General features: G+C 66.5%; 19 protein-coding genes and 1 tRNA gene. 13 read left to right on the forward strand and 7 right to left on the reverse strand.

Annotation, left to right across the window (positions count from 1 at the left end; translation table 11 throughout):
- Nucleotides 1-21: 21 nt before the first annotated feature.
- Nucleotides 22-942, reverse strand: coding sequence for a UTP--glucose-1-phosphate uridylyltransferase GalU (galU, locus tag G1H10_RS13220; protein WP_163738186.1), 921 nt, complete (start codon nucleotides 940-942; stop codon nucleotides 22-24).
- A gap of 126 nt (nucleotides 943-1,068) precedes the next feature.
- Between galU and G1H10_RS13225 the strand changes: the two genes are divergently transcribed.
- Nucleotides 1,069-1,662: a 5-formyltetrahydrofolate cyclo-ligase gene (locus G1H10_RS13225; protein ID WP_174264312.1), complete on the forward strand. Its 594-nt coding sequence runs from the start codon at nucleotides 1,069-1,071 to the stop codon at nucleotides 1,660-1,662.
- 12 nt (nucleotides 1,663-1,674) lie between these two features.
- Here G1H10_RS13225 and G1H10_RS13230 read toward each other — a convergent pair whose 3' ends face one another.
- Nucleotides 1,675-4,239: a penicillin acylase family protein gene (locus tag G1H10_RS13230; protein ID WP_216853228.1), complete on the reverse strand. Its 2,565-nt coding sequence runs from the start codon at nucleotides 4,237-4,239 to the stop codon at nucleotides 1,675-1,677.
- Between the two features lie 1,050 nt (nucleotides 4,240-5,289).
- Between G1H10_RS13230 and G1H10_RS13235 the strand changes: the two genes are divergently transcribed.
- The 6 genes from G1H10_RS13235 to G1H10_RS13260 all read left to right on the forward strand — a co-directional run bounded on the left by G1H10_RS13235 (nucleotide 5,290) and on the right by G1H10_RS13260 (nucleotide 9,490).
- The gene (locus G1H10_RS13235; RefSeq protein ID WP_163738188.1) at nucleotides 5,290-5,880 is read left to right on the forward strand and encodes a hypothetical protein; all 591 of its coding nucleotides are present in this window, start codon (nucleotides 5,290-5,292) and stop codon (nucleotides 5,878-5,880) included.
- Nucleotides 5,877-6,620, forward strand: a complete 744-nt coding sequence (locus tag G1H10_RS32385) for a hypothetical protein (protein WP_216853229.1) — start codon at nucleotides 5,877-5,879, stop codon at nucleotides 6,618-6,620. Before G1H10_RS13235 ends, G1H10_RS32385 begins: the two co-directional genes overlap by 4 nt.
- Before the next feature lie 123 nt (nucleotides 6,621-6,743).
- Nucleotides 6,744-7,115, forward strand: a complete 372-nt coding sequence (locus G1H10_RS35010) for an FmdB family zinc ribbon protein (protein ID WP_163738190.1) — start codon at nucleotides 6,744-6,746, stop codon at nucleotides 7,113-7,115.
- Between the two features lie 94 nt (nucleotides 7,116-7,209).
- Complete coding sequence (gene cpaB, locus G1H10_RS13250; protein ID WP_163738192.1) at nucleotides 7,210-7,851, forward strand: Flp pilus assembly protein CpaB; 642 nt, start codon at nucleotides 7,210-7,212, stop codon at nucleotides 7,849-7,851.
- Nucleotides 7,852-7,902: 51 nt separating this feature from the next.
- Nucleotides 7,903-8,295 carry a large conductance mechanosensitive channel protein MscL gene (gene mscL, locus G1H10_RS13255; RefSeq protein WP_163738195.1) on the forward strand — a complete coding sequence of 131 codons (393 nt, stop codon included), beginning with the start codon at nucleotides 7,903-7,905 and terminating at the stop codon, nucleotides 8,293-8,295.
- Between the two features lie 130 nt (nucleotides 8,296-8,425).
- The gene (locus G1H10_RS13260; protein ID WP_163738007.1) at nucleotides 8,426-9,490 is read left to right on the forward strand and encodes a resistance to Congo red protein; all 1,065 of its coding nucleotides are present in this window, start codon (nucleotides 8,426-8,428) and stop codon (nucleotides 9,488-9,490) included.
- A 132-nt stretch (nucleotides 9,491-9,622) separates the two neighbouring features.
- Here the strand turns inward: G1H10_RS13260 and G1H10_RS13265 are convergent, their stop codons facing one another.
- The 3 genes from G1H10_RS13265 to G1H10_RS13275 all read right to left on the reverse strand — a co-directional run bounded on the left by G1H10_RS13265 (nucleotide 9,623) and on the right by G1H10_RS13275 (nucleotide 12,239).
- The gene (locus G1H10_RS13265; protein WP_163738009.1) at nucleotides 9,623-9,763 is read right to left on the reverse strand and encodes a hypothetical protein; all 141 of its coding nucleotides are present in this window, start codon (nucleotides 9,761-9,763) and stop codon (nucleotides 9,623-9,625) included.
- Between the two features lie 155 nt (nucleotides 9,764-9,918).
- Complete coding sequence (locus G1H10_RS13270; RefSeq protein ID WP_163738198.1) at nucleotides 9,919-11,058, reverse strand: winged helix DNA-binding domain-containing protein; 1,140 nt, start codon at nucleotides 11,056-11,058, stop codon at nucleotides 9,919-9,921.
- 29 nt (nucleotides 11,059-11,087) lie between these two features.
- On the reverse strand, nucleotides 11,088-12,239 hold the full coding sequence (locus G1H10_RS13275) for an epoxide hydrolase family protein (protein WP_163738202.1): 1,152 nt from the start codon (nucleotides 12,237-12,239) through the stop codon (nucleotides 11,088-11,090).
- 62 nt (nucleotides 12,240-12,301) lie between these two features.
- On the opposite strand from G1H10_RS13275, the gene G1H10_RS13280 reads away from it, so the two are divergent.
- Nucleotides 12,302-13,264 carry a helix-turn-helix transcriptional regulator gene (locus G1H10_RS13280; protein ID WP_163738205.1) on the forward strand — a complete coding sequence of 321 codons (963 nt, stop codon included), beginning with the start codon at nucleotides 12,302-12,304 and terminating at the stop codon, nucleotides 13,262-13,264.
- Between the two features lie 43 nt (nucleotides 13,265-13,307).
- Here G1H10_RS13280 and G1H10_RS13285 read toward each other — a convergent pair whose 3' ends face one another.
- Nucleotides 13,308-17,411 (reverse strand): PDDEXK-like endonuclease domain-containing protein, encoded by a 4,104-nt coding sequence (locus G1H10_RS13285; RefSeq protein WP_163738207.1) that lies wholly within the window; start codon nucleotides 17,409-17,411, stop codon nucleotides 13,308-13,310.
- 188 nt (nucleotides 17,412-17,599) lie between these two features.
- On the opposite strand from G1H10_RS13285, the gene G1H10_RS13290 reads away from it, so the two are divergent.
- The 4 genes from G1H10_RS13290 (at nucleotide 17,600) to G1H10_RS35015 (ending at nucleotide 20,973) form a co-directional block, all read left to right on the forward strand.
- Entirely contained in the window at nucleotides 17,600-18,118 is a 519-nt protein-coding gene (locus G1H10_RS13290; protein ID WP_163738210.1) for a hypothetical protein, read from the forward strand.
- A gap of 118 nt (nucleotides 18,119-18,236) precedes the next feature.
- Nucleotides 18,237-18,312: transfer RNA gene (locus G1H10_RS13295), tRNA-Arg, on the forward strand.
- Between the two features lie 90 nt (nucleotides 18,313-18,402).
- Nucleotides 18,403-20,178: a tyrosine-type recombinase/integrase gene (locus G1H10_RS13300; protein WP_163738213.1), complete on the forward strand. Its 1,776-nt coding sequence runs from the start codon at nucleotides 18,403-18,405 to the stop codon at nucleotides 20,176-20,178.
- 621 nt (nucleotides 20,179-20,799) lie between these two features.
- On the forward strand, nucleotides 20,800-20,973 hold the full coding sequence (locus G1H10_RS35015) for a DUF6247 family protein (protein WP_376778607.1): 174 nt from the start codon (nucleotides 20,800-20,802) through the stop codon (nucleotides 20,971-20,973).
- A 328-nt stretch (nucleotides 20,974-21,301) separates the two neighbouring features.
- Here G1H10_RS35015 and G1H10_RS13310 read toward each other — a convergent pair whose 3' ends face one another.
- Nucleotides 21,302-22,567 carry an SIR2 family protein gene (locus G1H10_RS13310; RefSeq protein ID WP_163738219.1) on the reverse strand — a complete coding sequence of 422 codons (1,266 nt, stop codon included), beginning with the start codon at nucleotides 22,565-22,567 and terminating at the stop codon, nucleotides 21,302-21,304.
- Nucleotides 22,568-22,729: 162 nt separating this feature from the next.
- Between G1H10_RS13310 and G1H10_RS13315 the strand changes: the two genes are divergently transcribed.
- On the forward strand, nucleotides 22,730-24,925 hold the full coding sequence (locus G1H10_RS13315; protein WP_163738222.1) for a UvrD-helicase domain-containing protein: 2,196 nt from the start codon (nucleotides 22,730-22,732) through the stop codon (nucleotides 24,923-24,925).
- Nucleotides 24,926-24,972 lie beyond the last annotated feature (47 nt).

Genomic DNA, 24,972 nt, shown 5'->3' on the forward strand with positions numbered 1-24,972 from the left:
GTCGAGCGACGCCTCATCGAATCACTCCTGCTCCTCCGGCGGCAACGAGGCGACGAACCCCCGCAACCAGCTACGGAACTCCGGCCCCAGGTCCTTGCGCTCACTGGCCAATTGAACCGTACTGCGCAGGTAGTCGAGCCGGTCCCCGGTGTCGTAGCGCCGGCCCCGGAAGACGACCGCCCGTACGCCACCGCCGGAATCGGCCGGCATACCGGCCAGTGTCTTCAGCGCGTCGGTCAGCTGGATCTCCCCACCCCGGCCTGGTGGCGTCTGCCGCAACACGTCGAACACCGCAGGCTCCAGGACGTACCTGCCGATGATGGCGAGGTTGCTCGGCGCGTCGTCCGGGTCGGGCTTCTCCACCAGATCGGTGACCTCTACCACGTCTTCCTCGGCTCCGGGCCGCACGGCCGCGCAGCCGTACAGATTGACCTGCGCCGGGTCCACCTCGATCAGCGCGACGACACTTCCGCCGTAACGCTGCTGCACGTCGAGCATCTGGGCGAGCAGCGGATCCCGATGGTCGATCAGGTCGTCGCCCAGCATGACCGCGAACGGCTGGTCCCCCACGTGCATCGCGCCGCACAACACGGCATGACCGAGCCCGCGCGGATCACCCTGCCGCACGTAATGGATGTCCCCGAGGATCTGCGACTTCCGGACCCGTTCCAGCCGGAACTCGTCGCCCTTCTGTTCGAGGGCGGCTTCCAGCTCCCAGGCCCGGTCGAAATGGTTCTCCAGCGAACTCTTGTTCCGGCCGGTGACGAAGAGGATGTCTTCCAGCCCGGCGCCCACGGCTTCCTCGACGACGTACTGAATGGCCGGCTTGTCGACCACCGGCAGCATTTCCTTGGGCGTCGCCTTGGTGGCAGGCAGGAACCTGGTCCCCAGACCGGCAACGGGGATGACGGCCTTCGTGACAGACTTGGTCGGCTCATTCATGACGATACTTTACTTAACCTCTCTCCCCCGCCGGAGTCCTCCCCGGGGGTTATCCAGTACGTACCAGCGCGTCAACGGGACGACTACCGGCAGGCAGATCCGTCGTTCACCGAGTACGGTGGCGGCGTGGCCACGTCTATCCGCGAGGCGAAACAAGCCCTCCGCGAACGCATCACCGCCAACCGGTCCGCGCTGAACGCGACTGCGCTGTCCGTACACGCCCGGGCGCTGCGGGACGTGCTTGTCTCGGTACCCGAAGTGGTCGCGGCCGAACGGGTCGCCGCCTACGTCTCGGTCGGCGACGAGCCGGGCACCGGTCCACTCATCGAGGAACTACACGACCGCGGCGTCCACGTGCTGCTTCCGATCCTGCTTCCGGACTTCGACCTGGACTGGGCGGAATACCAGGGTCCCGCATCGCTGGCGCCCGCCAGGCGCGGTCTGCTCGAACCGATCGCGCCCAGGCTGGGTCCCGAGGCCGTGCGGGAAGCCGATGTCGTCCTCGTGCCGGCCATGGCGGTGGACCGCCGCGGGACCCGGCTGGGCAAGGGTGGTGGATGCTACGACCGGGTGCTCTCCCGGCTGGCTGGGCGCGCCCCCGCGTACGTCCTGCTCCACGACGGCGAAGTGCTCGACATGCCCATCCCGCATGAGCCACACGACGTCCGGGTCAACACGGTGGTCACCCCTTCGGGTATCCAGCACGTCGGTGACCGCTGAGGCGGCGCAGCCTCACTCCGCGCCGACCGTCTCCAGCGGTGTGAAGGTCAGCGTGTGTTCGCCCGAGTGCCGCACGCTGTTCGCGCTCGACCGCATCGGGAGCATCTCACCGTCTCGCCACAACTCCGTCTGATCGCCGTAGTGCTCGTGATACGGGTGTCCGCTCACCCCGGTCAGGTCGACCCACTGCGACGCGTCGAAATTGCTCAGATCCACCACCATCCGCATGGACGGCACCCAGGTCACCTCGTAACCTTCATCCGGCGCCCAGGCGGTGGCCAGCACGGTCGACGTCCCACCGCCGACCGAGACCGGGCCGGTGTTGACCAGGCTCTCGACGAGGTCGATGCCGGAGGTGCCGAACGTCGGCTCGACGAGCGTGAGCTGGTGCGACCGGCCCCACTCCCAGGTGGAAGCGTCCTTGCCCTGCAGCCTGGTCATCTCATTGCGAGCCCGGTCCACCGCTCGGGCGAGAATCTCGTCGCGTGACTCGATGGTCTCCGTGTCGACGTCGTCCCAGTACGGATCGTCCGGATGCGCCGCGAGGTCGCGCATCACCTCGATCCATCGGCTGCCGCCGTCTGGCCACTGGTCTTCCGGAAGCTCGTCGTGGAAGGTCAGCTCCAACACGTGCCGCCAGACCGCGTTGAAGTAGGCGGCCGCGCCCGACTCCGGTTCCTGCAGGTAGTCCCAGTCCTCCAGCAGACGCAGGCCGTCCCCGTAGTAGCCGGCCGGCGCATTCAGGTCGAGCAGATACGGGACGAGCACCTCCGCTGCCGAGCTGTAACTGTCCATCTGGATGTCGGCCATCGTCTCGGCGTCGACCCGGGCACCGCCGGCCGTCGCTTCCCGCAGCAGCTGGTCGATCCGGCCGGCACGGTGTCCCCGGTCGAAGTCCGCGGTGAGCAGGAACGGGTAGGCGGCACTGGTGACCGCCTGGTTCGCCGCCGCGATCATGCCGCTGTCCGGGTTGTAGACCCTGGGCAGGTCGTCGAACCGGATGTAGCCGGCCCACTCGTATTCGTCCACCCAGCCGGGTACCGGATAACGTCCGTCCCCGTTCGCGCGGACCGGGATCCTCCCCGGCGCCTGGTAGCCGATGTTGCCCTCGATGTCGGCATAGATCAGGTTCTGCGCCGGGACGTCGAAGAGCGAGGCGGCTGACCGGAAGGATTCCCAGTCCTGCGCGGCGTTGATGGCGAAGATCGCATCAGCGGTCTTCCCGGGCTGCAGCGCCGTCCACTGCAGCGCGACCGCGTAGCCGTCACCGCGAGCCGGTGCGTCCGCCTCCGCGTCGACGGGCGCACGGATGCCCACTTCTCGCATCTGCTCGTCGTGGTCGGAGATCAACGGGCCGTGCCGCGTCGATCGGACGGTGATGGTGACGTCGTCGCCGCCCGCCACCTGGATCGTCTCCTCGCGCGTCTCCATCTGCACGCGCTCGTCGCCCGTAAGGTAGGTGTCGCCGCGCACGTCCTCCAGATACAGGTCGCTGACGTCTGCGCCCAGATTGGTGAAGCCCCAGGCGATCCGGCCGTTGTGGCCGATGACCACGCCGGGCAGGCCGGAGAAGGAGAACCCGGTGACGTCGAACGGGCAGTCCGGACCGACGTCTCGGCAATGCAGGCCTACCTGATACCAGACGGACGGCATCTCCGGCCCCAGGTGCGGATCGTTGGCCAGCAGCGGTGCCCCGCTCTCGGTGTGTGAGCCGTCCACCACCCACGAGTTGGAGCCGATTCCGTCGCCGTCGCCCAGCAGGGCCGGGGCCGAACGGAGCGCGTCTGCCGCGGAGCGCAATGCGACCTCGGTCTCGTCCAGGGGCAGCGGCTCGCCGTCGGTACCGATGATCGACTCCGGTTGCTGCGTCGGCAGTTGCTCGTCGGCGACGATGGGCGCAGCGACGTCCGTGTCGTACGCCGGGTAGAGCTGCTCGACGCGGTCACGAGGCAGCTCCGCGGCGAGCAAGGCCCGGTCGATCTCGTCCTCGATGTTGCCTCGCAGGTCCCATGCCATGGCTTTCAGCCAGGCAAGGGAGTCGATCGCCGTCCAGCGGTCCGGTGTGGTGTCGCCGGAGGTCAGGCCGAGGAGGGTGTACGCGAAGCCGAGGTCGCCGCCGGAGTTGTCGTTCAGCCAGGCGTTCACCCCGTCCGCGTAGGCCTGCAGGTAGCGCCGGGTCTCCGGCTCCAGCAGCGGCCGCTCTTCCTTCGCGACTTCGCGCCAGCCGAGGGTCCGGACGAAAGCATCCGTCTCGACCTGGTCCTCGCCGAAGAGTTCTGAAAGCCGGCCGGCGGTGGCGTGCCGGCGGAAGTCCATCTCCCAGAAGCGATCTTGAGCATGGACATAACCCTGGGCTCGGAACAGATCCTCGGGAGTGTCGGCATATATGTGCGGTATGCCGTATTCGTCGCGGATGACCTCCACGTCGTCGGCGAGCCGGGGCAAGCCGACCGTTCCGTCATATTCGGGGAACGGACGACGTATCGACCAAACGGTGAAAACCGTAGCCGCCACCAACGCGAGCACGACCACACCTGTCGTCACCGACAGCGCGATGATGATCCGACGACGAGCCACCCGGCACAGCGTAGGGGACGACGCTATCAGGCGCGCTACCGGTCGGCGTCATATTCCGGCACAAAACGCCACCTGTGCGTTGCGCAGCCGCAACGACGGACAGACCGTGTGGCCTGTCGTGCTGGGCCCGGCCACCTGCGGGCGTGGGCGGACATCCCCCAGTCGCAGCCACCGCGCAACGCACGCGCCGCCGCACCACCCAGTCACCGTCACCGCACGACGCACGCGCCGCCGCACCACCCAGTCACCGTCACCGCGCAACGCACGCGCCGCCGCACCACCCCGGCTGGAAGCGACCGTGTAACGAGTCGTGTTGATTGGCGCCGCTTTGCGGGTCGTGTTCCGAGCCGTGGTGATTCCAGCCGCGTGGAGCGGCGATCTACACCACGACAGGTCTCACGACCCTCCGTCGGCCGCATATACCGGTCCAGCGTCACACGACAGATCTCACGACGCCACGCCCCGGGCCGATATCCACACGGCTCTCATCACGACCCATCTCGACACATGCACCGCCGGATACACGGGCACGCCTCGAGGCAAGAGCGGCACCTGAGGTGTCAAGGCTGTACCCTTTCACAGCGGCGGGAAAGGTTAACACCTTTAATACCCCAGGCACACTCATAGATCGGGTTATGGCCAGCGGCACGATTCCGGCGCCGGCGTCCGCGCAGCCCCCGCCCGGGCCCCGGCACGCGGAGCATGGCGCGTTGAACGCCTCCACAAAGCGGGCAAAACAGGCGCGGTGGCGGGCGCTCAAGGTGCCATGCACCGGCCCTCACCGTGCCATGACACTCCCTCCCCGCAGATCCTGACGCCTCGTCGCGCAGCCGCGAAGCCATGCCAGCGGCTGCGGCTGCGGCTGCGGCTGCGCGCGCAGCTCCTGACCTTGCGCACGAGGCCGAAAGGTCGTAGCCGTGACGCCACACATCCCACATGTGCCGTACGCGCATCGACACCAGAGGTCAAAGTCCTACGCACAAATGGGCAAGCCTCTGGGCTTGCAGTGGCCGATACAAGGCTCTGCCCTTGCGCGCTACGCTGGCCACCATGCGCGTATACGTCCTCACCGTGGACCAGCGGCGCAGCCGTACCAGCCGGGATCTGGTCGAGGACGCACTGCTGTCGGTTCATGATCACGTGTCCGAGCCCGTATTGCACTTCGAACGCACCGCCGGCGACGAATTCCAGGGCGTGCTCTCTGACGCCGCCGACGTCATCCGTGTTTCACTTGCGCTCATGCGACAAGGCACGTGGAGCGTCGGCATCGGCATCGGAGACGCCGACGAGCCGATCCCCGACAGCACCCGCGCCGCACGCGGCTCCGCGTTCGTATACGCCCGCGAAGCGCTCGAGACCGCCAAACGACGGACGCCGACCATCGCGGCCATCAGCCAGGATGACAGGGCACGCGACGCGGACGCCTTGCTGACTCTGCTGGCCGCCCTCATCGCCAAACGCACCGCCGCCGGTTGGGAGGCTATCGACCTGCTCGACGCGGGACACACGATCGCCGACGCCGCCGACCGGCTCGGCATCACCCGCCAGGCGGTCGGACAGCGCCTGGCCGTGGCCCTATGGCAGCAGGAGAGAGACGTACATCCACTGGCCGCACGACTCCTCGAGGAGGCCGCTGGATGATCACCGTCATCCTTCTTGCATGCGCCGCGGCCGTCGGCGCCGCGCTCTGGTACGTCGTCGACCAGAATCGACGACGGATCTCGGCGACCACCGCTGCGTTCGCCGCCGGGGTCCCGCTGGTGTTGCTCGGGGTGGCCACGCTGTTCGCCCTGGGCGAGTCGGATGCCGGAGATTGGACGCTGCGTGCGGGCCACGCCGTCGCAGTCCTCGCCGCGATTCCCGGCGGACTGGTCGTGACCGCGGTGCTGCGGCTGGCCGACCGCAGCCCACTGGCACGCGGGGCGGCGGCAGGCACCGCACCGGAGCACGGCTGGACTAGCGGCAGCACCGACCTGCCACCCGCGGCTCCCCCTCCGCCGCCCCCGCCGACATCGACCCCCCACGGCCAGCGGTCGTCGTCGCTGCACCAAGCCTTGACGCCCGCCATGCCGGGCATGCCGCCGATCTACACCTCCTCGGGCGCCGGCGACAGCACATCAGCGACGGGATACCGAGCGGTCTCCAACCCGGACACGCTCCGCGGCGGGGCCACCATCGGCGTTCTCGAGCGTGCGGCCGTCGTCGCCACACTGCTGGCCGGGTGGCCGGAGGGCCTTGCGCTCATTCTGGCGGTCAAGGGGCTGGCCCGCTATCCCGAGCTGCGCAAACCGGCCGCACCGGAACGGTTCATCATCGGCACCTTCGCCAGCATCCTCTGGGCGGCGGCCGTGGCCGGCACCGTCATCGCATTGCGCTCCTGACCCGTCGCCACTCGTCCCACATGGCGTCTGTCACGTGGACAAAACAGCGCCCGAGAGCGCATTATTAGCAGTCGGGGTCCATGAGTGCTAACGTGGACGTGTTGAGAGCCTGGAGGACTACGAGTGCCCACGTATCAGTACACCTGCACCGACTGTGGCGAACCGCTCGAGGTGGTGCAGAGCTTCACGGATGACGCGCTGACGGAGTGCCCGAACTGCAACGGCCGGCTTCGCAAGGTCTTCTCCGCCGTGGGCGTCGTGTTCAAGGGTTCCGGCTTCTACCGCAACGACAGCCGTAACGAGGGTTCGAAGAACGGATCGTCGAGCGTGAAGTCCGGCTCGTCGAACGGATCCGGTTCGTCCGAGTCGTCCAGCTCGTCGGAATCGTCGTCGAGCTCTTCAGAGTCGTCGTCGACGAGTTCGTCGAACGGATCCAGCTCGTCGAACGGATCCAGCTCGTCGTCGAACAAGACGCCTGCGCCGTCGACCGCCTGAGCGATCCGCCCTGCGCCACCTGGCCGCACACCCGCAGCGGTCATGCCTGTGGAAAACTCCATGAAGCGTCCCGCATCGCTTAGGGTTACTGGTCATGGAGAGCGGACACCTGCGTTTGGTCCAGTTTGCCCGCGCCATCGCCTGGCGGCGCCGCCTGCTTGCCGCCGGGCTGGCAGCGGGCACGGTCGCGCTCGCCATTGAGGCGATCTCTACCTCGTCGGCGCCGCCGGGTGCGGAACTACACGTGGCAGCTCACGACCTGCCCGGCGGCACCATCCTGGCGTCGGACGATGTCACCACCGTCACGGTGCCACCCGACGCACAACCCGATGGCGCGCTGAACGCGGAAGACATCTCGGGACGTGTGCTCGCTGGGCCGGTACGCGCCGGCGAACCCATCACCGACGTCCGCGTCATCGGCCCATCGCTCCTCAGCGGCTGGGACGACGAGCTAGAGGCCGTCCCCGTCCGGATCGCCGACGCCGGGTCGGCCGCGCTGTTACGTCCGGGCGACCGGATCAACCTGCTCGCCGTGTCCCCCGATGGCCTGCAGGAGACCCGCGTCGTCGCCTCCGCCGTGCCGGTACTGTTCGTGGGCGGTGACACACCCGCGGATTCCGTCGGCGGCGGAGCGCTGGTCACCGTCGCCGTGACCTCCGACCAAGCGGCCGACCTCGCCCACGCCGGCGGAACGGCACGACTGTCGTTCACCATTCCCGACACCTCGCACCGCTAATCTGTGCGCGGTACATCATGATCTGACACGAGAGATTTCGAGGAGTGGCTCATGGTCAAGGGTTTCCGCGAGTTCATCAGCCGTGGCAACGTCGTTGATCTCGCCGTGGCGGTGGTCATCGGCGGAGCGTTCGCGCTTGTCATCGACGCGGTGGTGACCGGGTTCGTGAATCCGCTGGTCGCTGCCGTCTTCGGCGAGCCCGACCTCACCCAGGTCGCGACATTCGAGATCAACAACGCCGAATTCTCCATCGGGCTGATCCTCGACGCTCTTCTGAACTTCCTGATGGTGGCCGCGGCGATCTACTTCTTCATCGTCGTGCCGATCAACAAGGTGCGCGCTCGGAAGGCACAGGACGCCGCCGAAGAAGCGGAAGAGGTCGTGGCCGAGGAGATCGCCCTGCTCCGTGAGATCCGCGATGAGCTGCGCGCGAGCCGTACCTGACGTTACCGGAGCGAGACGATCACCATCATGACGTATGCGAAGATAACGCCCTATGAGCGCTAGACGAATACTGCGCGCAATCGGGCTGGGCGGCTTGGCCTTGGCTCTGACCGGTTGCATCAAAATGGACATGGATCTGACCATCAATGAAGACGACACCGTCGATGGGACGATGATCACCGGGGTCAGCTCCGAATTCATGTCGATGGCCGAGATGTACGACGATCCGGCCGCCGGCGATATGTCCGACCTCGAGGATCTGACGGAGTTCAACCCGGACGACTACCCTGACGGAGCGTCAGCCGTTCCGTACGACGACGGCACATACCAAGGTCAAGAAGTGACCTTCAACGGTGTGCCGCTGTCCGAGTTTCAGGGCAGCACCGACGGCGACCTGTCGATTGAACGTCAAGGCGACGAGTACGTCGTCTCCGGGCAGCTCGACATGTCCGACGTGGACACGAGCGAGCTCGATGAACTGGAGGGCATGGAGGACCTTCCGCCGGGGATGTTCGACGGCATGCTCGATTTCGACATGCGGATCAGCATCACCTTCCCCGGTGAAGTGCTCGATCACAACGGTGAGCTCAGCGGCACTACCGTGACCTGGGTGCCGGAGATGGGCCAGGCGAACGAAGTATTCGCCCGCGCCCAGTCGTCCGGCGGTGCCGTGCCCGGCGACGACACGGACGATCAAGAAGGCGACGCCGCCGAAGACACCGCCTCAGACACCGAACAAGACGAACAAGCTGATCCGGTCGCCGAGGATGACACGACGGCGGTCGCGGGTTCCGACGACGACGGTTTCCCGGCGTGGTTGTGGGTCGTGATCGGCGTGGGCGCCGCGCTCCTCATCGGGCTGCTGTTCTTCGCGCTGGCTCGCCGGAACTCTAGTGCCGCACAGCCGGCCGCAGCCGGCGCATATCCCCAGCAAGGATACGGCCAGCAGCCGCCGGCACCCGGTTACGGCCAGGAACCGCCGGCACCGGGCTACGGCCAACAGCCACCGGCTCCGCCCGGCTACGGCCAGCAACCTCCCGCACCGGGCTACGGCCAACAGCCACCGACTCAGGGCTACGGCCAGCAACCCCCGGCACCCGGTTACGGCCAGCAGCCACCTGCTGCGCCGCCCCCAGGAGATCAACCACAACCACCGACAGCACCGCTGGCGGGTGGCCCACCGCCACAGCAATAGGCATGCTCGGCTGACGATGACGCGGGCCGGACGGTGAATCCGTCCGGCCCGCTTCGTGTCGATCTCGGGTCGGCCTCCGTCCACGGCCCGCGCCGGCGCGGGAGCGTCCGGGCCTGGCCTCGGACGTCGCGGTCAGTCCCAGTGCGGCGGGCGCTCGTCCAGAAGTCGCCGGTCATTCGAGGCATCGTCATCGCCCCACCCACGGGGCGCCTCGTCCTCGGTGGTGTCCGGAAGGATCTCGAAGTCGTCGTCCCACCCGCTCGTCATGCTCACGGCTTTCTCTACTCCTCGTACGACGCTGACACTGACGACCAGCCTAGACCGTGGGCGAACTCCACTCCGCACGGTTCACCAAGAGTTCGACGCGCGCTCGGCGCACGTACCGCGACCGCCGAGCCGGATGAGACGCTCGCCGCGGCGACCCGGCCTCAGATCGGATCGTCGACGACGGTCTCCCTCGTCTCAGCATCGGATGCCGCCATCGCGAGCAGCCGCTCTCCTTCCTCCACCAGGCCCGGCTGCTCCGCGCGAGGAAGCCGGCGGAAGGGGGTGATCCGCAGCGTCGCGGCCTTGCGCTCCACAGTCAACCGCCAGGTGCCGGCGACCACGCCGTCCACCAGGAAGAAGCTGGGCGTGACGCCGTTGCGCACATGCATCCGCTTCATATCCTCAGGGTCGATCAACCGCGTCCGGTCCGTGTGCGAGCGGAGCACGTTGTCGAAGTCGGGCAGGAAACGTGGTGGCGCCGGCGTATCCGGATCCGGCCGCGGCGCGTCCGGCAGATCGAACAGCTCTTTGCCTTCCTCGGTGCGGAAGGTGCGCAACTCCGGCCGCAGCCGCTCCACCACCTCCCGAAGCCTGGTCAGCCCGGACCACGTCTGCACGTCCGCCACGCTCCCCGGTCCGAACGCCGCCAGGTAACGCAGCACCACGGCGTCGATCGACGGTGCCGGATCGAGCCCTCGGCCCAACCACGCCTCCGCCGTCGTCAACCGTGCCTGGGCGCTCCGCCCCCAGACGGCTCGGGGCGGGACCTGGACCAGCGGAAGCAACCCCCGGGCCGCATACGCCAGCGACGAGCGGTCCCGTTCCGGGAACCGTTCCGCCAGCACAGCGGCGAGTTCGGCGTTGCTGCGCGGCTCCTCCTCGACCACGGCACGCGCGACGGCGGCGAGGTGGTCCAGGTCCAGGCCGCGAATACCGGCTGCGTACTGGGTGTTCGTCCCCAGGTCCCGGTCCATGATCGGCTGCGTCAACGGCCTGAGTGTCGCGCAGTCCGCGGCCGACAGCAGATGGATGGTGCCGCGCATCACCACGATCCGCACCACCTGCCGGTCGAGCAGCAGCTGACCCAGCGTGTGTGGATCGAAGTCACGCAGCCGCGACCACAGCTGGTAGTACGGCGAGAACGGCGCCTGCGCCTGCAGACCGACGAGATGTTCGACAGCGGCCAGCGGCGACATGTCCGACCGCCGGAGCAGCAGCTGACGCTCCAGCGTCGCGCGATTCAACGCGCGCCGCTGGAGAACGTCGCCGCTCGTGCCGGACGCGGAGGTGGAGCGTGGCATCGATGGACCCTTCCGAGGCGTGCAGGCGTTCAGCGGAAGCGGCGGAAGAACTCGCGGAGATCTCCGACGAGCACCTCCGGGACCTGGTGGGCGGAGTAGTGGCCGCCGACGTCGTACGTGTTCCACTGCACGATGTTCTGGTGGTCACGCTCGGCGAACCGGCGGATCGAGATGAAGTCGTCGGCGAATGCGGCCAATCCGATCGGCACCGTGGTCGGACCCTCCGGCTCGGCTCCGTGGCTGCCCTCATAGTAGAAGCGGGCCGACGACGCCGCAGTGTTGGTCAGCCAGTAGATCATCACGTTGGTGAGGATGAAGTCGTCGCTCACCGCTCCCTCACCGAACAGCTGCGCGTTCCAGGCCAGCTGTCCCACCGGCGAGTCGGCGAGCGCGTGGGCCAGCGTCTGCGGCTGCGTCGACTGGAGCTGGTTGAACGCCCCCATCTTCTCCCAGAACCACTGCAACCGCTGCAGACCCGCCTGATCCTCCTCGGACAGCCCTTCCATCTCGGCCGGATCACCGGATGGGAAGGAGAAGATCTGAGTCACGTGCACCGCGGCGACGTGCTCGCTGTCCACCCGGCCGACCTCGGGCGAGATGATCGATCCCCCGTCGTTGCCGTGCAGACCGTAACGTTCGTAACCGAGCCGGCCCATCAGCTCGGCCCATGCCTTCGCGATCCGCGTCTTGTCCCAGCCCCGCTCCGTCGTGTGCCCGGAGAAGCCGAACCCGGGGACCGACGGGATGACCAGGTGGAAGGCGGTGGACGGGTCGCCGCCGTGCCGACGCGGATCGGTCAGCGGCTCGATGACGTCGAGGAATTCCACGATCGAGCCCGGCCAGCCGTGGGTGAGCAGCAGCGGGAACGCATCCGGCTCGGGCGAGCGGACGTGCAGGAAGTGGACGTTCTGGCCATCGATCTCGGTGGTGAACTGCGGGTAGGAGTTCAGTCTGGCCTGCGCCGCGCGCCAGTCGTAGCCGTCCTTCCAGTAGTCGACCAGCCGGGTGACGAAGTCAAGCGGCATGCCGTAGTCCCAGCCGGCTCCCGGCAGCTCTTGAGTGAACCGGGTGCGGGCCAGCCGACGCTGCAGGTCGTCGAGGTCGGCTTCGGGAATGTCGATGGTGAACGGGCGGATCTCTGCGGCGGCGAGGGCGCTCTGGGCGCTCGTGGTGTTCGTCATGTCATGCACGCTACGGGCTAATGCGGAAGACTTCTTTCCTCAATAGCTGGCATTCTTGAAGAATGCTCGAAACATCGGCCCGTCTGTTGCGGCTCCTCTCGTTGCTGCAGCTGCGGCGCGAGTGGACCGGGGCAGAGCTGGCCTCCCGGCTCGACGTCACCGCGCGCACCATCCGCAACGACATCGACAAGCTCCGCTCACTCGGATACCCGGTCAATGCCACCCCGGGCGTGGCCGGCGGCTACCAACTCGGCGCCGGTGCCGACCTGCCGCCGTTGCTGCTCGACGACGACGAGGCGGTCGCCGTCGCCGTAGGCCTGCGTACCGCGGCCACCGGCACCATCGAGGGCATCGAGGAATCCTCGGTACGCGCCCTCGCCAAGCTTGAACAGGTGCTGCCGCCACGGCTGCGCCGCCGCGTCGACGCGCTGAACACGCACACCGTGTCCGTGCCGTACGACTCACCCGCACCCAGCGTGGACGCGGAGATCCTGGCCACGCTCTCGCTGGCCTGCCGCGACCGGGAGCGCGTGCGGTTCGATTACCACAACCACCAGGGCGAACCCTCCAAGCGCGCGGGCGAGCCGTATCGCCTGGTGCGGTGGGGTCGCCGCTGGTACCTGGTGGCGTGGGACATCGACCGCAGCGACTGGCGGACGTTCCGGGTGGACCGGATCGCATCCTGCACGGCTGTCGGCGCCCGGTTCACGCCGCGGGAACTACCCGACGAAGACCTGGCACGTTACGTGTCGCGGCAGGTCAACGTCGCGCCGCGCCGATACCAGGCCGAGCTGCTTCTGGAGGCGCCCGCGGAGACCATCCAGAGCCGGCTGCACACCTCCGTCGGGACGGTGCGCAGCGTCGATGAGAACCGATGCGTGCTGCACACGGCGAACGACTCCCTGGAACAGCTCGCCGTCCATGTCGCCCTGCTCGGCGTCGACTTCGAGGTCATCGACCCGCCCGAACTCGTCGAACACTTCCGAGGGCTGTCCGCCCGCTACGCCAAAGCCTCCCGCCCATGATCATGAACATTAGCCGTGCTATGTGAACGGTTAATGTTCATGATCAAGAGGATGCGCCGGCGCGTGCCACCCGCACCGCATGCCGCAGGACGTCACGATTGCGTGCGTCGTCCATGGACAGCCCGAGCTCGAGGGCGACGAGATCGATCGTCTCGTCCTCGCTGCGGGCCACCCCGTCGGATTCCACCCACCGCGACACCGCGGACAGCTCCCGGACCGTGTAGTCGGAGACCGGCCACCCGGGTGTGATCTCGGGCCGGGACGCAGTTCGCGCCGGCACCGGCGGCTCCTCTTCGGCGTCCGGCATGGCGTCGCCGGCCTCGTCTGCCGCGGCGGAGTCACCGATCTCCGCGTCCGATGCGTCGGGGCTGTCCGTCTCGGCGGATACGGCACCGGCGTCAGACGCGAAGGACGGATCGGCGCTCGGGGTGGGTTCATCCGGCATTCCAGCCACGACGTCCGCCTCGGCCGCGGCCACCGCCCAGTCGTAGGCGTCCGCCACAGACACCGCTTCCTCGTACGCGTGCACCAGCCGTTTGGCCTCGCCGTCCGGGTCGCTCACCCAAGCCTCGGCGCAGACGCGGTGCAGGGACCATCCCAGCCGGGCGAGCTGATTCGGCCGCAGTCGCTCGCGTTCCCGGGCAGAACGCGCCGCGGGCCCATCCGGGGAATCGGTCTCGACCGCCAGCACCATTCGATCGCTGCGCACCGGGTGACGGACGGCGACCGGGAAGCCGCCTGGGCCGCCGTAGCCCACCGCGACCGCCGCTCCCGCCTGCCGCAACCGCTCGGCGATGGCCTCGGCGAGCGCGTCCTGGCCGGGCGCCTGCTCTTGGTCGACGGCCTGTTGGCCAGACTCCAGATACGCCAGGAACTCCCCCAGCGCCTGCGACCCCGGGGTCGTCAACCGCCGCGGGCTGAGATCGTCGGCGCCGAACGTCGAGACGACGGTCAGCCGCTCGCGTCCCCGGGTGGTCGCCGACGCGAGCCTCCGCTCGCCGCCGGGCCGCCCGAGCGCGCCGAAACGATACAGGATCCGTCCGTCCACCGACCGGCCGTATCCGAGGCTGAGGATGATCGCGTCGCGGACGTCGCCGGCCACCCGTTCCACGTCCTTGACGAAGAACGGCTCGGTCCGTTCCTCGCGCAGGAGCCGTGCCACGTCCGGTGCCCGCACCAGCGCCCGGCGCAGTGCCGCATCCAGCCGTTCGGCATGTCGCGGGCCGAGCGTCACCACCCCGAGGCTCTCGTGCGGACGTGCCCGCAGGTGCTCCAGCACGAGTTCCACGACGCGGCTCACCTCCGCCGACGAGCTGTCCACCGGATCGTCGCCACCGGCCCGAGCCTCGACCAGCTCCAGCGTGACCCGGGGGTTGCCGCCGGCGCTGGGCACCGTCGTCAGTCGTCCCGCGTAACTGACCCGTGCCGCGAAACCGACCAGCCGGTCGTCCCGGAACCGGTATTGGCCACGCAGCCCATAGACGGGGAGCACGTCGCGCAGCAGATCCGCCACGGACGCAGGCGGCTCGCCCGCCCATGGACCCTCGTGCTCATCGGGATCCGGGGCCGGTTCCACAGCCGTCGTGAAGGACGTCAACGCGACCTCGTCGTCGGCGACCACCACGACGCGCGAACCGCGTGCGATCGCGGGAACTGCCTGCGCTACCGCCACCCGTCCGGCGTCCTCGATGATCACGACGTCGAACAGCCGCCGCGGCGGCAGCACCGTGGCCACGTTCAACGGAGACATCACCCAGCACGGAGCCGCCGCCAGCGCCACTTCCGGTGCCATCTCCAGAAGCTGACGCGGAGTCCGCGGGATGTCGCCGGAGCCCTGGCCGACCGTGCCCTCCAACACCTCGGACTGGCCCGCGTACTCGTCGGCCACCTCGGCGAAGTGCGCGGCCCGCGAGCGCAGCACACGGTTGGCGCCGGCTCGGACGACCGCCGCGTCGACGGCGCGGAACTCCTCGGCCTTGCGTCGATGGTCGGCCGGGTCGAAACCACGGAGCGCAGAGTCGGTGTTGCGCCAATGGTCCAGCAGTGACGCCAGCCACGCGTAGTCAAGCACCTGCTCAACGCGGTCCGGAGGAACGCTCCGGTTGCGCAGATCATCGAGCAGGGGCTCCAGACCGGCGTCAACGAGCTCGCTCTCCAGTTCGGTCAGCCGCGGCAGCGCCCGCAGATGCGCCTCGTCCCGGGCGAGGGCTTCCAGTCGCTTCGCCACGTCGGAGAACGGCAATGTGGAGAGATCTCGGGTGCGTGGGTTCGCTTCGGTGAGCACGTCTAGCCGGCGATGCAGCGCCTTCACCGCGTCGACCGCCCGAGCGAGGAACTGACCCGTGCGTGGCGGCTTTCCGTCCCGGGACCGTTCCCGCCACGCCGCCAGCTGCTCCCGGGCAGCGGCCAGCCGCTTGTGTACCACGTCCCGCTGACCGCGACCGGAACCGCCGGCCAGCTCGGCGGCGCGGCGGCGCAGTCGCCGACGTGCGAAGAATCCAGGCCCGTCGCCGCCGTCGTTGGGGTGCGACCTCCGCGGGGCCGTCGCGGCCACCAGATCGTCGATCGGTTCGTCCCAGAGGCGCGAACCGAAGATGGAGAGCGTCGACTCAACCGAGGACAGTAACTCGACGACCTCCACACTCTCCTCGATGGTGTTGGGGGCGCCGAGTCCCACCTCGACCGCGGCCCGGGTCGCCGCGTCCCGCAGTTCAGGCACGTAGCTGTCCCGGAGACCGACCACGGTGGTCGCCAGGGAGTCGGCGACCGCGGCGGTGTGCACCCGGGAGCCAAACCACGGTGAGGCCTTCTCGGTGAGCGTCAGCCCCTCCAGGTCTGTGTACTCGCGCAGGTGGGAGCGGAGCTGCTCGGCCGTACGGGCGCCGTCCAGAGCGCTCGGCGATATCCGGACGTCGGTGCGGATGCTCTCGTCTGCCGATGCGACCGCGACCATCGCGTCGTAGGCGCTGGTGCCGTCGGGCTCGCGGCGTCGGTGCATAGCATCGCGGTAGGCGTCCAGCTCCGAGCGCAGGTGCTCGGCTGCCCGCACGTCCTGCGGGTTCTCCGGCTGAACTCCACCGCTGACGCCAGCCTCGCGAAGCCGGTGCGCCGTGTCCACCACCTGCGCAACGGCCTCAGTCGAGGACGACGTGCCGATGTCCAGCACCACATCGCTCAGCCCGGCGGAGTCGAGCCTGGTGATCAGATCGGCCGCCGTCGCGCGTTTGTGGCTGACCACGAGCACCCGCTGGCCGCGACCGACCAGTTCGGCGACGATGCTCGCGACCGTCTGCGTCCGGCCGGAGCCAGGCGGCGCGTCGACCAGGAGGTTGCCGCCACCCGCCGCCGCGGCGACCACGTCATGCTGATGGGAGTCGAGGTCGAAAGCCACGTATTCCGGCGTGACCTGCTCGCCCGCCGAGCCGATCGTCCGGCTCGCATGCGCATCGCCGGCGAGCGCCGCCACGATGTCATGGCTCGCCAGGTCCGCGCCGAGCTGCTCGATGTCGCGGGAGAGTAGCAGCGGCTCCATGGCGAACGTGGCCAGCACGGCACGATGTGCGATGGAGAATCCGTCGACCACATGCGCCGGAGCGAACTCCCGCAACCGCTCGACCACCGTCGGGTACTTCAGCTGCCCCGAGTGGTCGCGCAGGTCGTCCGCCTTGAACCGGAGACCTACCTGAGTGTCGAGGGCGTGCAACAGGACCGGGTTCACCACGGGGTCGTCGTCGACGGTGATGACGAAGTCGGTCTCGGCTGGGTCCTGCGCGACGACCGACGCCGTGCGCAACAACACCGGGGCTGTGGGGCGGTGCGCGACGAACGGATTCGACCAGGTGGCGATGCCCACAGCGAGCAGGCCGACGTTGATGCCACGCTCCTCGAACAGCTCGCGTGACTTGTCCCGGATGGCGCGGGTAGAGCGCAGTGCGGAACTGCGCAACGGCTCGTGCGGAAAGAGCTTCGAGAGGACGACCGGCTCACCGTCGATCAGACGCTGCCGGGCTTCCGGCTCTGCGGCGGCGAGATCCAGCGTCCCGACCTTGAGGTCACGGAAGGACAGCAGCGGATCGCGCCCACCCAGCGCGGCGAGCTCGTCCCTCCATTGCTCCACCACCTCGCCGAGGCCATCACTGTGTCTCACTCTGCCGAGGGTAGTTCAGCGACTAGCCGAGAGCGACGTAGACAGGCCGTGCACCGGCGTCTGACACGGCGGTCAGCCCCACGTCACTCGACAATCGAGCCAAACAAGCTAGAGTTGCGCGGCGTGAAGGGGGAATCAACGCCGCGCCCGGCAGAGGGTACGGCATTGGCAGCTCGTGAGGAGTCATAGTGAAACTGCTCGAGGAGATCCCCTCATCCACGACACCGCGACCGTCCGGTCGCCGGGTGCTGGTCACCATGGTGGCGACGCTCTTCGTGGTCGTTGCGGCGACGTTCATCGGGTACACGCTGCTCATGGGTGGCGATGACTCGGACGAAGAGGGCCCGGTCGAGCTGTCGGGCTGGGTGGAGCAGGCGACCGGGGCATGCATGACCGTCGCCGAGGAGCATTCTGTGCTCACACAGGGGCAGGACGCCAAGCTCGACCCGGAGAACACGGCGGCGGTGGAGCAAGGTGTCACCGCCCTGATCGAACGCCTGAATGAGCTCCCGCCGGTGTCGAACACCCAGGAGGCCGAGCAGACCGAGGCGGTCATTGCACTGGGTGTCCCCGCGCAAGAGGCATGGCAGTCGCTGGTGGACGCGGAGAATCCGGAACGCGCCGAGATCGAGGACGCCGTCGAGCAGACGCAGGCGTTCGTGGCCGGCCTGGTCGACCTCGGGGCCGACTGCGGCGTCCTGGACTGATCAGTCGCGCCGAGTCCGGAGCCATCTCCGGGAGAGATCGTAAGGGCGCACAGCCACCGCACCGAGGTCGCCACGGCCGCGCCTGGCCAGGTACGCTAATCCGGCAGGTTGCGGCCGAGCCCTCGTAGCTCAGGGGATAGAGCACCGCTCTCCTAAAGCGGGTGTCGTAGGTTCGAATCCTACCGAGGGCGCCATGATTGACCAGGCCATCTAGGCCTTCCCGGCCGGCTTCCACGACCTCGCGTGGCACGCAACGTGGCACAAAGGTTGTTAAAGTACTGGTCATGGCGGGTAGCACGAAAGGCGCTAAACCCAGAGGCAGTATCGAGCGGCTCCGCAGCGGTTCGCTGCGCGTACGCGTCTACGGTGGCAAAGACCCGATCAGCAAAAGGCGCAACACCCTCACCGAGACGATCCCTGCCGGGCCCAATGCTGAGCGGGAGGCTGAGAAGGCTCGCACACGGTTGGTGCACGAGGTCGACGAAGCTCGGCACCCGAGGACGTCTGCGACAGTCGATGAGCTGCTCGACCGGTACTTCTCGGTCATCACCGTCGAACGAACGACCCTCACGCGCTACCGGCAAGTTGCTGACCTGCACATTCGACCACTTATCGGATCGCAAAGAGCCGGACGAATTACTGGCGACGTTCTAGACACGCTCTTCGCCGAAGTACGCCGCTGCCGCGCACATTGCAGAAATGAGAAGGGCCGCGTAGACCACCGGACGTCGGCGACCCACGCATGTGACGACCGCTGCAAACCGCACAGCTGCAAGCCTCTGGGCGAGGCGACCATCCGGAAGATCCACTACATCCTTTCAGGCGCGTTCAAGAAGGCGCAATACTGGAATTGGATTTCGACCAGCCCCATCACCGGAGCCGAAGCCCCGGCCCAGCCGCCGCCCAATCCGTCACCACCGAGCGCTGAGGATGCGGCCAGGATCATCAATCAGTCGTGGGCCGATGATCCCGGTTGGGGGACGGCCGTCTGGCTCCTCATGGTCACGGGCCTACGTCGTGGTGAGATCTGCGCTATCAGACGACAGGATATTGACCTTGACAACCAAGTCCTTCATTTACGCCACGCTCTCGCTCAAGACGGTGCCGAAGTGTGGGAGAAGTCCACGAAGACTCACCAAGAGCGACGCATCGTGCTTGACGATGTCACCAGTCAGCTCATAGCTGAGCACATGACACGCGGCGAGGACCAGGCTCACGCCATCGGCGCGCAGCTACAAGGCGACTGTTACCTGTTCTCTAACGATCCTGCGCACAGTGTCCCCCTTCGCCCGTCGTCGGTGACGCAACGCTATCGGCGTCTCGTACGTAGGCTAGGCATCGACACGCACCTCCACGCGCTCCGTGATTACTCGGCGACCGAGCTCATCGCGGCCGGCGTTGACGTCCGGACTGTCGCTGGTCGACTCGGCCATGGCGGAGGTGGAACCACAACCCTCCGCGTCTATACCGCTTGGTTAAGCGAGGCCGACCAGAGAGCTGCGCAAGCCCTCACTGAACGTCTACCGCCAAAGCCAGAGGCGATGTCGCGATCCGAGCGCGCGAGGACCGAGCCGCACGCACCGTATGAACGCATTGCCGCGGACCTCTGGGCAGAGATCACCGCTGGACGATTTCCAGCGGGTTCTCTCCTACCAACGGTCAAGCAGCTTCAAAGCACATATGACGTCAGTGCAGGAACGGTTCAGCGCGCGACGCGTCTTTTACAGGAATGGGGCGCCATTGATGTCAAGCGTGGGAGTCGGGCAGTGGTCATGTCCTCTGCTGGGAAAGCTTCCGCACCTGACGAGCGCTCAGCAGATCGCGCCGCGGACGCGCCGCCAGCGCCTCAGCCCCTCCTCGATCTTCGGCTTCTCCACCTCGGCGAGGAGATCCGCCGCTTCGTGGCGGATGCAGATCCGTCGGACCCCGACCATCTCACCAAGTTGATGAAGGGCGCTGCCCGGCGTCATCGCGGCAGCCAAGCTGACCTCACCGAATACGAACTCGAAGTGCGAAGGAGCGGGGACGATACGCTGATCACTACATTCGTGGTGATCTGAACCTTTGTCGAACCCCCTCGGAGGCACTCGAACCCACACGGGACGGATTTAAGTCCGCTCTGTGTTGGCTCATCTGTCCTCTACCTGCAACAACAGTATCGCTTGAGGGCACTCTGACAGCGTCAGGATACCCGATTCGACTCGGTTTCGCGTCGCAGCCCGTGTCACGCGAACGATGTCCTCCACGGGCCAGATCTGTGACAATCCGCGGCTCACCGCCGCCAGCCCGAGTGCCGCCAACGGGATCCCGGTCCCGCAACCGCCTTGAGAGAGCGGCGTGCCCGCAACAAGCACATACGAGCTGACCTGCAAAACGCGCACACGACGGCCGCGCAGGCTGAAACTCGGCACGTATTTTGACACAAACCGTCGGCCACCACCGGAGACGACCAAACACGACGCCCCACGAGGACACCGTCGAACTCAAGCGAGAAGAACGTCCGGCTGGGCTATCGTGAGGACATGACCACGCCGCTGAGCCACTACCCGACGGTCTCCGACACCGCTGGCCGCTGACCCGGCAGCCATCCGGGCACGCCTGAGCTGGCGAGTCACCGTGGAGTCGATACCGAATGGGACATCGTCTTAGAACGGGCCAAGCAATCCAAAGACCTCACCGGAGTGCACGAATTCCTCCGCAAGTGGCAACACATCGCTCACACTGAATACACCGACCCGGGCTCGTACTTCCGCGTACTCGCCAAGGCCGAACAGATTACCCAGACGGGCCACAACCCCGACGCCGTTCCCGTGGAGCAGATGCACGAACTGCTCGGCCGACGCCAGGACACCTAGGGTGTATCGCCTCGTCCCCGACGCGGCCCATACTCGACCAGCTCGCCGCACTCCCCGACGAAGCTCTGGCCGCCTACGCTGAAAGTCCTCGACGTTCTGCAGCTCACGCCGTGGAACGGCCGCCCCCAGCACGAAGCCGACCCGGACGGCGCGGTGAGGTGGTGGCCCTTCGGCCCCGACCACGCCGGCCAGATCATCTACCTCATCCACGAAGAACAACAGGAAGTCCACCTGCTACTCATCCAATGGCTCGGCTGACACCAAGACCAGGGAAGCCGTACAACATCAGCATGGCTCGGCCGGCAACAACCGCCTGCGACACGACACTCTAGTTCGCAGCCCTGGGTGGCAGATATGCAAGCTGCGCATCGGCATTCCAAGAGATCGTTGAGGCCCTTATATCGCGCCTACCGCGCTGCGTCAGCCGTGGCCAGCGCCGCTCGACCTCGTCTCGGGTTTCCGTCAAGAGGCGCTCAGCCGGATCGCCTGGGGCATCTGGATCAACCGTCCACCGGGAGTCGGCCAATTCGTTGCTCCCGTTGTAGTTGATGTACGGGTGCGGGTATGAATCCTCGCCGGCCTTCAAGCCCCATTCGACGAGGTCGCCGCACGTCGAGTCGACGAACTCTTCGACGTTGGGGACGTGGACGATCTCAGTCTTCCTCGCTTCCAGAAGTCTCACGTATCGCTTCTTCACTTTCTTGCACGGATCCACGACGGTGACGCGGCTGCCCTTGAATAGCGTGGAGATGAACTGCCGCGCGTTCACATCGCTTGGTGGGAGCGAGTAGCCGATGACTACGAGGTTTTCTGCCCGGCTTAATGCCTCGGCCGTACTTCGCCACTGCGCACGCAGCGACGTGTTGCTGTAGTAGACGCTTTTCGTCAAGGTGGGTGGGACGATCATCGGCATGAGGTCGTCATAGCGAGGTTCGTCCCCGCGTCGTTGATTCTGGTTCCGCGTCTCCCGACCCCACCCAAGTCGTTTCGCTGTCGTCAGCGTGATTCGCTCACTCACCGGCGCGGACATTCCTGGGTAGGCCCAGTTGATCGATCCATGAAGTTTGTACACCCGGGCCTGAGGCCCTTCGGGTGGACTTGGATAGATCGTGCTCCCCTCTCTGCGAGATAGCGGAATGACATAGGCATGCTCCCAACTACCTAATAGCCCGAGGTCGAATGCCGCACGCTCCAAGAGCAGGTCGTAGTTGAACGTAGCGACGTTTACTGCTTCGTCGTACAACCAGCTCACGAGACGCTGGAGCCACATCTGGAATGGCCCGTTCGCTGCCGCAGTCTCGGCCTCGGTGATCACGTCGTGCACGGCTTGGCTTGCTCGGACGAAGCGAGCGCGGTTCTCGAGGTTGCGATCTTCGGTGAGCCATGGCTGGTCGACCGCGAGGTACGACAGCCATTGCTCCAGATCGTCATTGAACATCGACAGCTCGTCGGTCTCGCCGGGCATCTTCTCGACGACGCCCTCCGTCAATCGGCTGAGCGTCGGCATCGCATCGTTGGCGGCTCGTGAAAAGCCGGCTCCGAGCAGTACAAACGTGCGCCCGGAGTCGTGCTGAGTCTCGGCAAAGGCCGTCATGTCTTCAGGCTACGGGACGTCGCCGGCACGTGATACCCAAGATCGTCCGCCTACACCCGAGTTTGCTCGTCCGGGGTGCGGTCATACGGCCATATGGCCAGTTGCGTCTGTCTAATGTCCGGGGTTCCTTGTATGGTCTTGGCACGACGGAGGGGGTCGGGCATGTACGACATTCGATTGACCAAGCCCTACACGGATTCGATCCGCAAGTTCGAGCACCGACCCGACGTGCTCGCGTCGTTACTCGTAACTACCACCGAGTTGACATCTCAGCCCTTCCAGAACCCACGACTTCAAACCCATGCGGTCAAGAACTGCCCGGCCGGCACCTACACGTCTTACGTCGGCAACCGCGGCCACCGGCTGATCTGGCGGTTGATCAAGCGGGTCATCATCCTTCTCGTGGTCGATGAGCACGACGCCGCGTACCGGCGCGCGGAACGTCTCAAGCTTGAAATCGATGACCAGCAGAACGTCTTACGCGTCTACGACATAGACCCTGCTACGGAAGGACAGCAGCCGTACGAAGAACGCCGGCAGGTTGAAGGCAGCCTGTTCATGGCCTGGAATGATCGTGATTTGCTGGGCCTTGGTTTTCGGCAGCATGAAGTGCCCGTGCTCCGTCGGCTCGACAACGAGGACTCCTTGCTGGACCTTGAGCCGCGAATGCGACCGGAAGCATTCACCCTCGCCTACAACGTGCTGGCTCACGGCAATCCGCAGGGCGAGCAAGCAGCCATCGAAGCACGTCAAGCCAAAGAACGTGAAGAGGCAACCAGGGTCGATGATGGGTTCTTCCTCGCCGACGAAGCCGAAGAACGTACGCTCGTATCCGCACTCGACCAACCGGGCTCTCGTGACGAGTTCGTGCCGGTCACCGCAGACGAGCTGGCGCGAATCCTGGCTGCGCCAATCGAAGACTGGATGGTCTACCTGGACCCTTCCCAGCAGGGCTTGGTCGATCGACGATTCAACGGCCCGGCCCGCATCCGAGGCGCCGCAGGAACCGGCAAGACAGTCGTCGCCCTTCACCGAGCACGAGAGATGGCTCGCGAAGCTGGGGACAGCAAGGTCCTCTTCACAACGTTCATACGGTCCATCCCAGCCGTGCTCGAACACATATTCAGCAGGTTCGCGCCCGATGAACGCCAACGTGTCGAGTTCAAGAACATCCACGCGTGGGCTCTAGGTCTGCTCGGACGCGCAGGGCGGGGAATGAATATCGACCTGAGCAAGGTAGACCGAGCATGGAAGCGGGCTTGTGATCGCGTTTTGACCGACACCTCACCACTGCAGCGCGCGTCCTTGACACGGAGTTATCTGAGGGAGGAGATCGACTGGCTGGTGAAAGGCCGCGCGCTGGGATCGCTTGACGACTACCTCGGTCTTCAGCGCAGTGGCCGCGGCACTCCGCTGTCCAAGGAACTCCGGACGGATGTGTGGTCGCTGTACGAGTCCTACGAGACGGAACTGCAGAATGCCGGCGTCCACGACTTCAACGACGTGTTGACCACCGCGTACAAGCTTGTCCGAGATAGCGAGATCACACTCCCCTACACTGCGATCATCGCCGATGAGGCACAAGATCTCACCGAGGTCTCAATCAGGCTCCTCCACGCGGCTGTAGGTGACCGAGAGAACGGGCTTCTCCTTGTTGGAGACGGTCAGCAATCGATCTACCCAGGGGGGTACAATCTCGCCTCGCTCGGCGTAGATGTACGGGGACGTGCAACGCGGCTGACGAAGAACTACCGCAATACCCGACAGATCGTGGATGCGGCATTCAGAGTTGTCGAGCACGAGGAGTTCGACGACGGAGGTGAGATCCTCGAACCCGGCAAGCGTGAGATCCAAGTGATGCGCGACGGTTCCGAACCTGTCCGATGTGGCTTCGAGACAAGTGACGACCACGATCTCGCTCTCGCCGCCGACATCGAAGCGGCCATCGACGCCGGCTGTGGCCAAGGAGATGTGGCCGTGCTGGTCCCAACGAATCGGCTCGTCGCCGAATACGTCAGCCGTATCAGCCAAATCGGCCTCACCACGCAGAAGCTAGAGCATTACGACGGCCATCCGAACTCTCACGTGAAGGTGGGGACGTATCAGCGCGCCAAAGGTCTTGAGTTCAAGCGTGTCTACCTTCCACGGCTTGATCTCGACGGGCTCAGCGAAGCACAGCGACGCAACGAGGACGACAAGACGTATGCCGAACGAATTGCATTGCTCCGCCGACGTCTCTTCGTCGCCATGACCAGGGCCCGCGATGCCCTCTGGCTCGGGTGGGTTGGCGCACCATCATCCTTGATCGCCCACCCCGAGACACCACAAATCGATGCCCAAAGCGCCTCAACGAGATGACCGCTACTCGATGACGAGCTGCGTATATTCGGAAGATATCTGTGTCT

The organism is Phytoactinopolyspora halotolerans, assembly GCF_010550675.1.
Classification (GTDB): domain Bacteria; phylum Actinomycetota; class Actinomycetes; order Jiangellales; family Jiangellaceae; genus Phytoactinopolyspora; species Phytoactinopolyspora halotolerans.